Raw genomic sequence first — 14,098 nt, 5'->3', positions numbered from 1 at the left:
GGGCAATCCGGCACTTTGTTACTTACTCATGCGTATGTCGACACTCGCGACGACCTGACCGGACACCTTCCCCGCCCGGAGATCGACACGCCGGTGGTTATTAGCCCGTCCGGCGATCGAGGAGGACGCCGTTCAGGCCGAATCGGAGGTCTGAGGGCGAAGGCCCCAGCGAGGGACACATCGCGCCGGTAACGTCGTCGGGGTGAAGGCGATTCGTCGACTTACCGTCCGTCCCGTTCTCCCCGACCCCCTCCGGCCGCTCAGTGATCTGGCCCGGAATCTGCGCTGGTCCTGGCATCCGGAGACCCGCGACCTCTTCCAGTCCGTCGACCCCGGGTGCTGGGCCGCCTCCGGCCGCGACCCGGTACGGCTGCTCGGCACCGTCCCGCCCGCGCGCCTCGCGGAGCTGGCGGAGGACCGGCGTTTCCTGCGCCGGCTGACCGCGGTGGCCGACGACCTCGACCACTACATGACCGGCGACCGCTGGTACCAGGCCCAGTCCGGCCGACTCCCCACCGCCGTCGCCTACTTCTCACCCGAGTTCGGCATCACCGCCGCCCTGCCCCAGTACTCCGGCGGCCTCGGCATCCTCGCCGGCGACCACCTGAAGGCGGCCAGTGACCTGGGCGTGCCGCTCATCGGCGTCGGCCTGCTCTACCGGCACGGCTACTTCCGCCAGTCCCTCTCCCGGGACGGCTGGCAGCAGGAGCACTACCCCGTCCTCGACCCCCACGAGCTGCCCCTAGCCCTCCTCAAGGAGACCGACGGCACCCCCGCCCACGTCGCCCTCGCGCTGCCCGGCGGCCGGGAGCTGCGCGCCCGTGTCTGGCTGGCCCAGGTCGGCCGGGTGCCGCTGCTGCTGCTCGACTCGGACGTCGAGGAGAACGACCTCGGCGAACGCGGCGTCACCGACCGGCTCTACGGCGGCGGCAGCGAGCACCGGCTCCTCCAGGAGATGCTGCTCGGCATAGGAGGTGTCCGGGCGGTACGGACGTACTGCCGGCTCACCGGCCACGCCGCGCCGGAGGTGTTCCACACCAACGAGGGCCACGCGGGCTTCCTCGGCCTGGAGCGCATCTCCGAACTGTGCGAGAAGGGGCTGGAGTTCGGGGCCGCACTGGAGGCGGTCCGGGCCGGCACCGTCTTCACCACCCACACCCCCGTCCCGGCCGGCATCGACCGCTTCGACCGCGAGCTGGTCGCCCGCCACTTCGGCCCCGACTCCGAACTCCCGCGCATCGACGTCGAGCGCGTCCTGCGGCTCGGCATGGAGACCTATCCCGGCGGCGAGCCCAACCTCTTCAACATGGCCGTGATGGGCCTGCGCCTGGCTCAGCGCGCCAACGGCGTCTCCCTGCTGCACGGCGGGGTCAGCCGGGGGATGTTCGCCGGACTCTGGCCCGGCTTCGACGCCGAGGAGGTGCCGATCACCTCCGTCACCAACGGCGTGCACGCCCCGACCTGGGTCGCGCCGGAGGTCTTCCGGCTCGGGGCCCGGCAGATCGGCGTCCAGCGGGCCGAGGACGCGCTGACCGTCGGCGGCTCGGACCGCTGGGACTCGGTCGCCGACATCCCCGACCAGGACATCTGGGAACTGCGCCGCACCCTGCGCGAGCAGCTCGTCGAGGAGGTGCGGGAGCGGCTGCGCGCCTCCTGGCGGCAGCGCGGCGCCGGCACCGCCGAGCTGGGCTGGATCGACGACGTCCTCGACCCGGACGTGCTCACCATCGGGTTCGCGCGGCGCGTCCCGTCGTACAAGCGGCTGACGCTGATGCTGCGCGACCGCGACCGCCTGATGGACCTCCTGCTGCACTCCGAGCGGCCGATCCAGATCGTCGTCGCCGGCAAGGCGCACCCGGCGGACGAGGGCGGCAAGCGGCTGGTGCAGGAGCTGGTGCGGTTCACCGACGACCCGCGGGTGCGGCACCGCCTCGTGTTCCTGCCCGACTACGGCATGGCGATGGCGCAGAAGCTCTACCCGGGCTGCGACATCTGGCTGAACAACCCCCTCCGCCCCCTGGAGGCGTGCGGCACGTCCGGCATGAAGGCGGCGCTCAACGGCTGCCTCAACCTGTCGGTGCTGGACGGCTGGTGGGACGAGTGGTACCAGCCCGACTTCGGCTGGGCGATCCCCACCGCCGACGGTGCGGGCACCGACCCGGACCGGCGCGACGCCATAGAGGCCGCCGCCCTCTACGACCTGCTGGAGCAGCGGATCACCCCCCGCTTCTACGAGCGCGGCGCGAGCGGGCTGCCCGACCGGTGGATCGAGATGGTCCGCAGGACCCTGAGCCTGCTCGGGCCGAAGGTGCTGGCCGGCCGCATGGTCCGCGAGTACGTCGAGCGGCTCTACGCCCCCGCGGCCGAGGCGCACCGCGCGATGGACCCGGACTCCGCCCGTGCGCTGGCCGAGTGGAAGGCCCGGGTGCGGGCGGCCTGGCCCGGGGTGAGCGTCGACCACGTGGAGACGTCCGCCGCGAGCGCCACGGCGGAGCTGGGCTCGACGCTCGGGCTGCGGGTCCGGGTCAACCTCGGCGACCTCGCCCCGGACGACGTGGAGGTGCAGGCGGTCTCCGGCCGGGTCGACTCCGAGGACCGGATCACCGACGCGGCGACCGTGCCGCTGAAACCGGTGGGCGGCCCCGACCTGGAGGGCCGCTGGCTGTACGAGGGCCCGCTCGCCCTGGACCGCACCGGGCCCTTCGGCTACACGGTCCGCATCCTGCCCGCGCACCGGCTGCTGGCGTCCGGCGCGGAGGCGGGACTGGTCGCGGTGCCGTCGGACGAGCTGGCGGAGGCGGCGGGGCTGCTGATGAGGTGACCGGCGCGTGGGGTGACCGGCGCCGTCAGTCCTCCTCGTCGCCGCCGCTCAGCCGTCGCAGGACGGTGCCGCAGCGGCGGGCGTAGGCGTGCTGGAAGGCGCGGGTGGCCGGTCCGCCGGCCCTGGCGTACCACTTGGCGGGGCGGCTGAAGGCGGTCACGGTCAGCCAGACCGTGCCGTCGCCCGTCCGGTCCACGAGGAAGGCCTCCTCGCCGGACTCGGGGTGGCCGGGCAGGGTGCCGTAGGCCCAGCCGGCCCGGCGGGGCTCGTCCAGGGTCCAGACCACCCGGCAGGGCGCCTTGATCATCCCGGCGAGGGTGACGGTGACGTCGACGCCGGGTGCGGCACGCTCCGCGCTCGCGTCGATGCCGACGCCCATCTCCCGGTGCATCTCCCAGGTGAGCACGGCCTCGACCGCGCGCTGGAACACCGGTTCGCCCTCCCCGAGGCGCGTGCGTACGTGCATGGGGCGGAAGCCGGGCGGGCAGTGGCCCTGCTCGCGGGTGGCGCCGACGTCGTCGTACGTGAAGGACATGGGCACCAAGAGTAGGGCGACACCCTGGAACCTGGCGTTCCGGGTGTCGTCGGCAGGCCATGGGGAGGGCGCCGTCCCAGGGATTCGAACCACCGGGACGGCGCCCTGACCGTGGAGCCCCGCGCGGGGTCTACGGGAAGGTGAGCTTGAAGGAGTTGATGTACCCGGTGTCCCGGGAGGCCACGTCCTGGACGCGGAGCTTCCAGGTGCCGTTGGCGGTCTCCGAGGAGGCGTTCACCGTGTACGTCTGGTTGACGTCGTTCGCCGAGTCGGAGGAACTGGAGTTCTTCAGGCGGTACGCGGTCCCGTCCGGGGCCAGCAGGTCGACCACCAGGTCACCGCGCCAGGTGTGCTTGATGTCCACCGCGGCCTGGAGGTTGGCCGGCGCGTTGCCGGCCCGCCCCGTCACGGCGACCGACGAGGTGACCGCCGCGCCGTTGTCCGGGATGGCCACGTCGGCGGCGTTCTCGAAGGAGGTGCCGCCGCCACCGCCGCCGCCCGAGCGGGCGCCGACGTTGATGCCGGCCCACGCGTCCTGCACCGCCTTGTACTCGGTGCTGTCGGTGCCGTACAGCTCACCGGTGGCCGCGAGGGTGCCGGTGCGGGCGCCCGCGTAGTTGGTGGTCGACGTGAACTTCGTGGTCAGCGCGCGGAACCAGATCTTCGCCGCCTTCTCGCGGCCGATGCCGGTGACCGGGAGGCCGTCCGAGGTGGGCGAGTCGTAGGTGACACCGTTGATGGTCTTGGTGCCGCTGCCCTCGCTCAGCAGGTAGAAGAAGTGGTTGGCCGGGCCGGACGAGTAGTGGACGTCGATGTTGCCGATCCCCGAGTACCACGAGTCCTTGGACGCGCCGTCCTTGCTGGGCTTGTCCATGTAGCGCAGCGGGGTGCCGTCGCCGTTGATGTCGATCTCCTCGCCGATGAGGTAGTCACCGACGTCGGAGGAGTTGTTCGCGTAGAACTCGACGGACGCGCCGAAGATGTCGGAGGTGGCCTCGTTCAGGCCGCCGGACTCGCCGCTGTAGTTGAGCCCCGCGGTGTTGGAGGTGAGGCCGTGCGTCATCTCGTGCGCGGCCACGTCGATGGACGTCAGCGGGTTGGCGTTGCCGGAGCCGTCGCCGTACGTCATGCAGAAGCAGCCGTCCGACCAGAAGGCGTTGACGTAGTTGTTGCCGTAGTGGACCCGGGAGTAGGCGCCCACGCCGTCGCCGCGGATACCGGAGCGGCCCTGGACGTTCTTGTAGTAGTCCCAGGTCAGCGCGGCCCCGTAGTGGGCGTCGGCGGCGGCCGTCTCCGCGTTCGACGGGCTGCCGTTGCCCCACACGTCGTCGGGGCCGGAGAAGAGCGTGCCGGTGCCGGAGGTGCCCCGGTTGAGGTTGTACGTCTTGTGGTTGCCGCGCGCGGTGTCGGTCAGCGTGTACGACGACCCGGACTGCGCGGTGCCCAGCGTCACCGTGCCGCTGTACATGGTGTTGCCGGTGCCGTTGTGGATCGCCTGGTACTCGTAGAGCTTGGCGCCGGTGGCCGCGTCGGTGACCACGTGCAGCTCGTTCGGTGTGCCGTCCTCCTGGAGGCCGCCCACGACCGTCTCGTACGCCAGGACCGGGGTGCCGTTCGCCGCCCAGATCACCTTGCGCGGGGCGCGGTCGGCCTCGGCCTGCTCGGCGCCGGCGGCCTTCGCGGCGGACACGGCCTGCTGCTCGGCCTTGCCGGCGGCTATCTTCGGCGTCACGGTGGCCGGCTTGATCGCCTTCGGCGTGGCCTTCACGACCCGCTCGGTCTTCCCGGCGTCGGTGGTGACGACCAGGTCGCCGCCGAGGACGGGCAGTCCGTCGTAGGTGCGCTCGTAGCGCGTGTGCTCGGTGCCGTCGCGGTCCTTGACCACATCGCGGACGACCAGCTTCTCCTTGGCGCCCAGGCCGAGTTCGTCGGCGGTGCGCGCCTTGGCGGCGTCGGCGTCACGGATGAGTTCGGCGCGCTGGGCCGGGGAGAGCTTGACGGACTCGGCGCCCGGAACGGGGGCCTGCCGGGGTGCCGCGGTGGCGGCGCCGGACTGGACCGCCGTGGCGATCAGCGCGGCGACACCGGCCAGGGCGACGGCGGCGGCGCGGCGGTGGGTGGTGCGGGACGCGGTGTGGGAGGTGCGTCTGTGGGGAGTGCTGCTGCTCAACACTGACTCCTTCTGCGTGGCCGCGGGTCGCGCGGCCAGGGGAGACCGGCCGGCGGGTGGGCCGGCCGGGCGGTACTGGTTCGGTACGCAGAAACCACGTGCTAGGAGCTGACCGCCGCGCAGCGCTGGTGGGGAAGCTGTGGGGGCGCTGTGGAGCGGCCGTGGGAAGAGTGGCAGGAGAACGCGCCTTCTGTCAGGAGCGCGTCAGGAAGTTGGCCGGAAATGGTTCGTTGTCCGGGCGTTCATGTTCGATATACGGAGGGGATACTTGGGTGCGGTACTGACTGCCCGATCAGTCAGTACTGGGCTCGGGGCCGCAGCGCTCGACGAACGCCTCGACCCCGTCCAGGATCCGCTGCAACCCGAATGCGAAGTGGTCGAAGTCGGGGCTGAAGGAATCCTCGGAGAGCGAGGCGACCATGGGGAAGCGGCCGCCGGCCGTGACCTCCTTCAGGAACGGCGCCTGGGCCGCCCAGAACTCGGCATCCGTCAAACCGGTCCGACGCTCCGCCTCCTGCGCGTACAACTGGATGCGGGCGGCCCCGGTGACGTAGGAATCGATCATGGTGACCACCGAAACCAGTTCGGGGTCGCGCAGGCCCATGGGGTGGATACCGGAGATCACCCTTTCCATGCTGTCGACGGTGCCCGGACCGAGCACCGGACGGGACCGGTTGACCCGGAGCAACCAGGGGTGGAGCCGGTAGAGGGCGAGGCTCTCGCGGGCGAGGCGCTCCAGAGTCGTGCGCCAGTCCGTACCGAGGGTGTCCGTGTCCTCGCCCATCCGCAGGCAGCGGTCCAGCATCAGGTCGAGCAACTCGCCCTTGCCCGGCACGTACCGGTAGAGCGACATCGTGCCGATGCCCAACTCCGTGGCGATCCTGCGCATCGATACGGCCTCCAGGCCGTCCGCGTCCGCGATCCGGATGGCCACTGCCACGATCTGGTCCAGCGTCAGCCCCGGTCTGGGCCCGCGACCGGGCCGCCGACCCGAGTCCCACAGCAACTCGAGAGTGCGGACGACGTCTCCGCTGCCGCTGGTCTCCGTGTTGTTCCCCGTTCGGCTCATGGGCATCAGGTTAATTACCGGAACGGAAACCGGCGATGGTGTGTTTCCGGATATCGCTGCCTTCTTGACTCGGCTACGAGCGGGACTTGAGGAGCCTACGAAGATCACCGGAAACACTGCTTTCCCCGTGTTCTGGAAGGTGGTCTTGGTGAAAGGCATCGTTCTGGCCGGTGGCGCCGGAACCAGGCTTTATCCGATTACCCGTGCAGTATCCAAGCAGTTACTGCCCGTCGGTGGAAAGCCGATGATCTACTATCCGCTGTCGATTCTCATGCTCGCGGACATCAGGGACGTCCTCGTCATCGCGACCCCTCATGACCTGCCGCGTTTCCGTACCCTCCTCGGCGACGGGTCCCGGCTCGGGATGAACATCGGCTACGCGGAGCAGGCCGAGCCGGCCGGTATCGCCGAGGCTCTGCTCATCGGTGCCGATCACGTCGGCACGGACTCGGTCGCGCTGATCCTGGGGGACAACATCTTCCACGGTCCTCGTTTCTCCGACGTGCTGGCCCAGGAGTCCCGGGAAGTGCGGGGCTGTGTCCTGTTCGGCTACCCGGTGCACGACCCGCAGCGGTACGGGGTCGGCGAGGTGGACGCCGACGGCAAACTCATCTCCATCGAGGAGAAGCCCGCGCGGCCGCGGTCCAACCGCGCCATCACGGGCCTCTATTTCTACGACGACCGAGCGGTCAACATCGCCAAGAACATCGCGCCGTCGGCCCGGGGTGAACTGGAGATCACCGATGTGAACCGGTTCTACGTCGAGCAGGGCGAGGCCAAGCTCGTCGACTTGGGCCGCGGTTTCGCCTGGCTCGACACGGGCACACCGGAATCCCTTCTCCAGGCCAGCCAGTACGTGGGGACGCTGGAGGAACGCCAGGGGTGCCGTATCGCGTGTATCGAGGAGGTCGCGCTGCGGATGGGGTTCATCGACGCCGAGGCGTGCCACCGGCTGGGCGAGGAGATCAGCGGGTCCGGGTACGGGCAGTACGTCATGTCCATCGCCGAGGAGATGCGGGTCTGAGGGCCGGGGCCGAGGGGGGAGGAATCAGCCGGTGACGACCCTGGCGACCTTCCGGACATCCTCGACCAGCCGTGCCTGGAGCAGCGATTCGTTCTCGCCGACCGGACCGTCCCGGCCGGCGAGGACGGCGGCGGTGAACGCGGCCAGCGCATTGCGCACCTGGTGGTCCGCGGGCATCGCCAGCTCGGTCAGCCGGTCCTGCTGCTGGAGCCGGACCACCGGCTTCAGCTGCTCCGGCGGGGTGTACGCCCGCTCGACCGAGAGCCGCCCCTCGCCGCCCCACAGCGCATAGCGTGACCGGTACGAGTGCCGGAAGCCGAACTCGAGCTGTGCCGCGACCCCGTCGGAGGCGCACAGCAGGGCCGTACCCGCCACGTCCACCCCGGTCGCGTCGTCCACCCGGAGGGTGGCCGCCAGCACCTCCGGCTCGCCGGACAGGTACATCTGCACGGTCCGCAGCGGGTAGACACCGACGTCCAGCAGTGCGCCGCCGCCGAGCGAGGGGACGTACCGGAACCCCGTGGGATCCAGCGGCGGTACGCCGAACGAGCCGGACAGGACCTCCAACTCGCCGATGGCACCGGCGTCGACGAGTGACCGGACCTCGGCGTGCTGGGAGTGGTGCAGGAACATGAAGTTCTCGGCGAGGGTCCGGCGGTGCCGCCGAGCGAGCTCCATCAGCTCGGCGGCCTCCGCCCGGGTCGTGCACAGCGGCTTCTCGCACAGCACGTGCTTGCCCGCCAGCAGCGCCTCGGCCACCTGGTCGAAGTGAAGTGCGGGCGGGAGGGGGACGTACACCGCGTCGATGTCGTCCCGCTCCAGCAGCGCCCGGTAGCCCTTGACACCGGCGCAACCGAACCGGGCCGCGACCCGCTCCGCCTTGGCGGCGTCCCGGCTGGCCACGGCGACGAGCTCGGCCGAGTCGGCCGCCGCGATGGCCGGGAGCATCCGACGCAGCGCGATGTCCGCGCAGCCGAGCACACCCATGCGAACCGTCCCGCCCGCGGCGCCGTCCCGCCCGGTGGGGGCAGAACTCACAGCGTGGCCAGGACGTCGTGGAGTGCACCGATGACCTTGTCCTGCACCGCCGGGTCCAGCGAGGGGTACATGGGCAGCGAGAAGATCTCGTCGGCCACCGTCTCGGTGACCGGCAGGGACCCCTTCGCGTAGCCGAGGTGGGAGAAGCCGGTCATGGTGTGGACCGGCCACGGGTAGCTGATGTTCAGCGAGATGTCGTAGCCCTTGAGGGCCTCGATGATGGCGTCGCGCCGAGGATGGCGCACCACGTAGACGTAGTAGACGTGGTCGTTGCCCGGCGCGACCGACGGCAGCACCAGATCGGTGTCGGCGAGTCCCTCGGCGTAGCGGCGCGCCACCGCACGCCGGCCCTCGACGTACGTGTCGAGCCTGCGCAGCTTGCGGCGCAGGATCTCCGCGTGCAGCTCGTCCAGGCGGCTGTTGTGCCCGGGCGTGCGCACGACGTAGTAGCGCTCCTCCATGCCGTAGTACCGCAGCCGCCGAAGACTGGCGTCCACTGTCGGGTCCGAGGTGAGGACCGCGCCACCGTCGCCGTACGTCCCGAGCACCTTGGTGGGGTAGAAGGAGAAGGCGGCCGCGGCCCCCCAGGTACCGGCGAGCTGTCCGTCGCGTCGGGCGCCGTGGGCCTGCGCGCAGTCCTCGAAGACCAGCAGACCGTGCTCGTCCGCCACCGCCCGCAACGCCGTCATGTCGACGCACTGGCCGTAGAGATGTACCGGGAGCAGGCACTTGGTGCGCGGAGTGACGGCGGCGGCCACCTGCTCGATGTCCATCAGATACGTGTCGGGGTGGATGTCGACGAAGACGGGCGTCGCTCCCACCGAGTCGATGGCCACCACGGTCGGTGCCGCGGTGTTGGAGACGGTGATCACCTCGTCACCGGGCCCCACGCCGATCGCCTGAAGCCCCAGCTTGATCGCGTTGGTGCCGTTGTCGACTCCCACCGTGTGCCCGACCCCGTGGTAGGCGGCGAACTCCTCCTCGAAGCCGCGTCCGCTGGCGCCGAGTACCAGCTGCCCGGACCGCAGCACGGTTTCGATCGCGTCGTGGATGTCCTCCCGCTCGTTCTCGTACTCGCGCAGGTAGTCCCATACGTAAGTGGTCATGGGTGAGTCAGTGTCTCCGCTCGTCTCGGACATGGGCCTGGCCGCCGCTCACTGCCGTACGCCTACGAACAGACCGCGGCCGGTCGGATCGCCGGGGAGGTACTCGACGGTGCACCCCGCGTCGGTGAACGCCGTGAGGTACTCGTCCTTGGTGAAGAGGGTGAGCACGTCGACTTCGGTGAACTCCCGGATGCCGTCGCGGTCGCCGACCAGGAAACGCACTTCCATCCGTGTCGCGCGGCCCTGGAGGGTCGAGTGCGAGATCCGGGCCACCGTACGGCCGTTCTCCCGACCGAGGTCGCCGGCGACATAGCCCTCGATATGGTTCTCGGGGAACCACCACGGTTCGATGACGAGCACACCCCCCGGGCGCAGATGGCGAGCCATCGACCGCACCGCGTCCCGCATGTCGGACACCGTGCCCAGATAACCGATGGCGCAGAACATGCACGCGACCGCGTCGAAGGTGCGGCCGAGGTCGAAGGCGCGCATGTCGCCGGGGTGCACGGTCACCTCCGGCAGTCGCTGATGCGCCAGCTCCCGCATGGGCTCCGCGATCTCCAAGCCCTCGGTGTGCTTGAACCGCGTTCCGAACGTCTCCAGGTGCGCGCCGGTGCCACACGCCACGTCGAGCAGGGACTCCGCCTCCGGACACCGTGTCCGCACCAGTTCGGTGACGTAGGCGGCCTCCGCCGGCCAGTCCTTGCCCCGGCTGCGGTAGAAGATCTCGTAGACCTCCGCCAACTCCTGTCCGTACATCCGCTCTCCTGTCGAGGTCGGTCGTGGGGCCCTCGGTCACTCGTCGACCATGGCGACCGCCCTGGTCCAGCCCGCACCCGCGCCCGCGATCTTCACGGGGAAGCACACGACGGTGAACCCGTACGGCGCGGGCAGGGCGTCGAGGTTCGCCAGGCGCTCCACCTGGCAGTACTCCCGGTCCCGGCCGGCGAAGTGGGCCGGCCACAGCACCGAACGATCACCCGTGCGCCGGTACCGCTCGATGATGTCGGTGAACGGCGCGTCCAGGCTGAACGCATCCGTCCCGATCACCCGCACCCCCAGGTCCAGAAGCAGGTGCACGGCCGCACCGTCCAGCCCGGCGAACTCGGTGAAGTACTCCCGTGTGCCCGCCCGCGCCGAGGCACCGGTGCGCAACAGGACGATGTCCAGCGGCATCGGCGTACGGCCGATCCGCTCGAACTCCTTCTCCAGCCGCTCCGCGCCGACGACACCGGTCGGCGCGTCGGTGAGGTCGACCACGAAGCCCGGGTTGCAGAACCACTCCAGCGGCATCCGGTCGATGTGTTTCGGGGTGCCGTCGCCGTACCCGGCCCGGGAGCCGTAGTGCGAGGGAGCGTCGACGTGCGTACCGGTGTGTGTGGTCAGGGTGATCCGGTCGAGCGACAGGAACTCCCCGTCGGGCAGCTCGTCAGGGTCGAACTCGATCCCGAAGTGCTTGCGCATCTCCGAGCTCATGTGCTCCGCCCCCTGGCGGGGCGTCAGTACCTCGTGGACCACGGGGTCCGGTTCGTAGGCCGTGGCATCCACTGCCGATGACAGGTCGATCAACCGCACACGGGCCTCCACTCCGGTACTCACCGCTGCGCCGACGAGCCAGATCCTGCTCCGTACGAACGGAGAAGCGCTCAAACCTCGCTCGGCTCCCGTGCGTCGCGGTCGAGCCGATGTCGAACGGTGTCGGGAATCGTGCGCAGGTACCCCCTGTTCGGACCCGAACGGGACCAGCCTGAGGAGGACGCGGTGGCAGTGACCACGGGCAAGTCGTCGTCGGTCGAGGCCGTCTATGCCGAAGTGCAGCAGTTCTACGCCCACCACATGCATCTGCTGGACGCCGGGGACGGCGAGGGATGGGCGCTGACCTTCACCGAGGACGGCTCGTTCGCGCCGCCCTCGCTGCCGGAACCCGTCGTGGGCCGGCACGCGCTGGCCACGGGGGTCAACAAGGCCGCCGCGGCACTGGCCGAGGCCGGTGAGGTGCACCGGCACCTGCTCAGCATGGTGTCGGTCGAGCCGCGCCAGGACGGCGAGCTGAGCGTCCGCTCGTACGCACAGATCATCGCCACGCCCCGGGGCGGCAGTCCTCGGCTCCATCTGATGTGCGTGTGCGACGACGTGCTGGTGCGGGTGGACGGCGAACTGAAGGTGCGTGAACGCCGGGTCACGCGTGACGACCGACACCCGTGACCCGGAGCGGGGAAGAGACAGGCCGATCGAGGGCAACGAGGAGGGGGTCGTGTGGTGGTCCCGGGTGACATGAGCCGGACCGGTACGGTCGCCGTGCTGGGCGCGACCGGCGGCATCGGACGACAGGTGAGCGCTGTGTTCTCGCGCGAGGGCCGCGAGGTCCTCGGCGTCGCCCGGTCTTCTGCGCCGCACGCCGCCGGCCATCCCTTCGTCCCGCTGGACGTGGCATCGGCGGATCCGGCGGAGATCACCGAACTCCTCGCCTCGCGCAAGGTGGAGGTCGTGGTGAACGCCACCGGCGGCTGGGCGGTGACCGAGGAGGCCATGCACCACGCCCATGTGCGGCTGGTGGACAGAGTGCTCGCCGCGGTCGCGGCGCTGCCCGCACGCCCGCGCGTGGTCCACGTCGGCAGCATCCACGAGTACGGTTTCGTGCCGCCCGGCACCAGCATCGACGAGTCGTGGGCGCCGGATCCTCGTACGCCGTACGCCCGTACCAAACTGGCCGGCTCGCAGGCCGTACTGGAGGCGGCCCGCGCCGGGGACGTCGACGCGGTCGTGCTGCGCGCCGTCAATGTCTGCGGGCCCCACCCGTCGGAAGCGAGCTTCCTGGGCGCTGTGCTGCACCGGTTGCGCGGGGTGACGCCGGGGGAGCGGCTGGAACTGACGATCGCGGACGCCGCGCGCGACTACGTCGACGTACGCGACGTCGCCACGGCGGTCCTGCGGGCCGCGGACGGGGTGGCCCCCGGCACGGTGTTCAACATCGGACGCGGTGAGGCACCGACGATGCGGGAGCTGGTGATGACGCTGGTCGAGGCGGCCGGATTCCCGCCCGAGACGATCAAGGAGGCCGGCGGCCCGGTGGAGAGCAAGGGCGGCGGCTGGACGAAGGCCGACATCCGTCACGCGGAACGGGTGCTGGGCTGGCGTCCGGCCATCGCTCTGCGCGACTCCCTGCGCGACATGTGGGAGGCGGCGGGCTGAGTCCCCGTCGCCCGGTGGCGCGCGATTCCTTCCCTGCAAGCAGAGAGGTGTGTGTGATGAGCGAGCTCACCCTGCCGGTGCTGGTCGAGATATTCCGCCAGTGCGCCGGCGAGGCGGAGGGGGTCGATCTGCAGAGCGAGGACGTCGGTGAGGTCGAACTGAACGCCCTGGGGTACGACTCACTCGCCCTGCTGGAGGCGATCAGCCAGGTCGAGCGGAAGTACTCGATCGGCATGCCGGACGCGGAAAGCCGGATCCGGACGCTGAACGAATTCCTCGACCAGGCCAACGAGCAACTGACCCGACGGCCCTGAACCCGCCGGGTCAGTCGGCGGGCCGGACGCCGACGAAGAGGCCGCGGCCGGCGGGCTCGACGGGGACGTAGTCGACGTCGAAACCGGCGGCCGCGAACCCCGCCTCGTACTGCTCCTGGGAGAACAGGCCGATCAGGTGCGTCTCGTGGAAGTGCCGTACCCCCGAGGCGCCGTCTGCGACCAGGTAGTGCACGTTCATCCGGGACGCCGCTCCCTCCCGTACGGAATGGGAGACCCGCGACACGGTCCGCTCCCCGACCGTCACCGTGCTACCGGCGACATGACCTTGCCGGTACGTCTCGGGGAACCACCACGGGTCGACAGCCAGCACCCCGCCGGGCGTCAGGTGCCGTGCGAACCGGCGCAGCGCGCCGGTCAGGGCGGACTCCGTCAGCAGGTAGCCGATCGAGCCGAACATGCAGGTGATGACGTCGTACGTGCGGTCGAGGTCGAAGTCCCGCATGTCGCCCACATGGACGGGCACGTGCGGAAGCGCCACCTGTGCGAACCGGGCCATCGGCTCGGACAGCTCCAGTCCGGCCACCTCGTCGAACAGCTCGTCGAAGCAGCGCAGATGCGCTCCGGTGCCGCAGGCGACGTCGAGCAGGGTGGCGGCACCCGGCCTGCGCTTGCGCACCTGTCGCTCCACCTCCGCCGCCTCCCGGAGATAGTCCTTGCCGCGGCCGCGATGGATCAGCTCGTAGATCTCGGCGAGTTCGGCTCCGTACACGACGACCTCCTTCGTTGCGGGCTCGACAGGGGCAGGGGACCGGAAGCACCGATCGTCGGGCGGCCTGCTAGAAGAATGCCGGAGACCGGCTGGACGTGT

At 70.5% G+C, this 14,098-nt stretch carries 13 protein-coding genes; 5 read left to right on the top strand and 8 right to left on the bottom strand.

From position 1 onward, the window contains the following. Positions 1–202 precede the first annotated feature (202 nt). Positions 203–2,821, top strand: a complete 2,619-nt coding sequence (locus tag RI578_RS12535; protein ID WP_310871165.1) for a glycosyltransferase family 1 protein — start codon at positions 203–205, stop codon at positions 2,819–2,821. Between the two features lie 25 nt (positions 2,822–2,846). Here RI578_RS12535 and RI578_RS12530 read toward each other — a convergent pair whose 3' ends face one another. The 3 genes from RI578_RS12530 to RI578_RS12520 all read right to left on the bottom strand — a co-directional run bounded on the left by RI578_RS12530 (position 2,847) and on the right by RI578_RS12520 (position 6,595). Then, positions 2,847–3,356 carry a DUF1990 domain-containing protein gene (locus RI578_RS12530; protein ID WP_310871164.1) on the bottom strand — a complete coding sequence of 170 codons (510 nt, stop codon included), beginning with the start codon at positions 3,354–3,356 and terminating at the stop codon, positions 2,847–2,849. A 130-nt stretch (positions 3,357–3,486) separates the two neighbouring features. Further along, entirely contained in the window at positions 3,487–5,526 is a 2,040-nt protein-coding gene (locus tag RI578_RS12525; protein ID WP_310871163.1) for a M4 family metallopeptidase, read from the bottom strand. A 292-nt stretch (positions 5,527–5,818) separates the two neighbouring features. Next, on the bottom strand, positions 5,819–6,595 hold the full coding sequence (locus RI578_RS12520) for a TetR/AcrR family transcriptional regulator (RefSeq protein WP_310871162.1): 777 nt from the start codon (positions 6,593–6,595) through the stop codon (positions 5,819–5,821). A gap of 148 nt (positions 6,596–6,743) precedes the next feature. On the opposite strand from RI578_RS12520, the gene rfbA reads away from it, so the two are divergent. Next, a complete protein-coding gene (gene rfbA / locus RI578_RS12515) occupies positions 6,744–7,619 on the top strand; it encodes a glucose-1-phosphate thymidylyltransferase RfbA (protein ID WP_310875751.1) in 876 nt (291 codons plus the stop codon). Positions 7,620–7,643: 24 nt separating this feature from the next. On the opposite strand, the gene RI578_RS12510 is transcribed toward rfbA, so the two are convergent. The 4 genes from RI578_RS12510 to RI578_RS12495 are packed head-to-tail and all read right to left on the bottom strand — an operon-like array spanning position 7,644 to position 11,338. After that, the gene (locus RI578_RS12510) at positions 7,644–8,606 is read right to left on the bottom strand and encodes a Gfo/Idh/MocA family oxidoreductase (protein WP_310871161.1); all 963 of its coding nucleotides are present in this window, start codon (positions 8,604–8,606) and stop codon (positions 7,644–7,646) included. Between the two features lie 47 nt (positions 8,607–8,653). Next, positions 8,654–9,763, bottom strand: a complete 1,110-nt coding sequence (locus RI578_RS12505) for a DegT/DnrJ/EryC1/StrS family aminotransferase (protein ID WP_310871160.1) — start codon at positions 9,761–9,763, stop codon at positions 8,654–8,656. 48 nt (positions 9,764–9,811) lie between these two features. Then, on the bottom strand, positions 9,812–10,522 hold the full coding sequence (locus RI578_RS12500; RefSeq protein ID WP_310871159.1) for a class I SAM-dependent methyltransferase: 711 nt from the start codon (positions 10,520–10,522) through the stop codon (positions 9,812–9,814). A 36-nt stretch (positions 10,523–10,558) separates the two neighbouring features. Continuing rightward, entirely contained in the window at positions 10,559–11,338 is a 780-nt protein-coding gene (locus RI578_RS12495; RefSeq protein ID WP_310875750.1) for a cyclase family protein, read from the bottom strand. A gap of 192 nt (positions 11,339–11,530) precedes the next feature. Between RI578_RS12495 and RI578_RS12490 the strand changes: the two genes are divergently transcribed. The 3 genes from RI578_RS12490 (at position 11,531) to RI578_RS12480 (ending at position 13,269) form a co-directional block, all read left to right on the top strand. Continuing rightward, complete coding sequence (locus tag RI578_RS12490; RefSeq protein WP_310875749.1) at positions 11,531–11,968, top strand: nuclear transport factor 2 family protein; 438 nt, start codon at positions 11,531–11,533, stop codon at positions 11,966–11,968. Positions 11,969–12,037: 69 nt separating this feature from the next. Beyond that, positions 12,038–12,955 carry an NAD(P)-dependent oxidoreductase gene (locus RI578_RS12485; RefSeq protein ID WP_310871158.1) on the top strand — a complete coding sequence of 306 codons (918 nt, stop codon included), beginning with the start codon at positions 12,038–12,040 and terminating at the stop codon, positions 12,953–12,955. A gap of 56 nt (positions 12,956–13,011) precedes the next feature. Further along, positions 13,012–13,269, top strand: a complete 258-nt coding sequence (locus tag RI578_RS12480; protein WP_310871157.1) for an acyl carrier protein — start codon at positions 13,012–13,014, stop codon at positions 13,267–13,269. A gap of 10 nt (positions 13,270–13,279) precedes the next feature. Here the strand turns inward: RI578_RS12480 and RI578_RS12475 are convergent, their stop codons facing one another. Beyond that, on the bottom strand, positions 13,280–13,999 hold the full coding sequence (locus RI578_RS12475; protein WP_310871156.1) for a class I SAM-dependent methyltransferase: 720 nt from the start codon (positions 13,997–13,999) through the stop codon (positions 13,280–13,282). Positions 14,000–14,098 lie beyond the last annotated feature (99 nt).

It is taken from the genome of Streptomyces sp. BB1-1-1, assembly GCF_031597775.1.
In the GTDB taxonomy this organism is placed as follows: domain Bacteria; phylum Actinomycetota; class Actinomycetes; order Streptomycetales; family Streptomycetaceae; genus Streptomyces; species Streptomyces thinghirensis.
The sequence above is the reverse complement of the archived record's forward strand: the minus strand, read 5'-3'. Positions and strand labels throughout refer to the sequence as shown.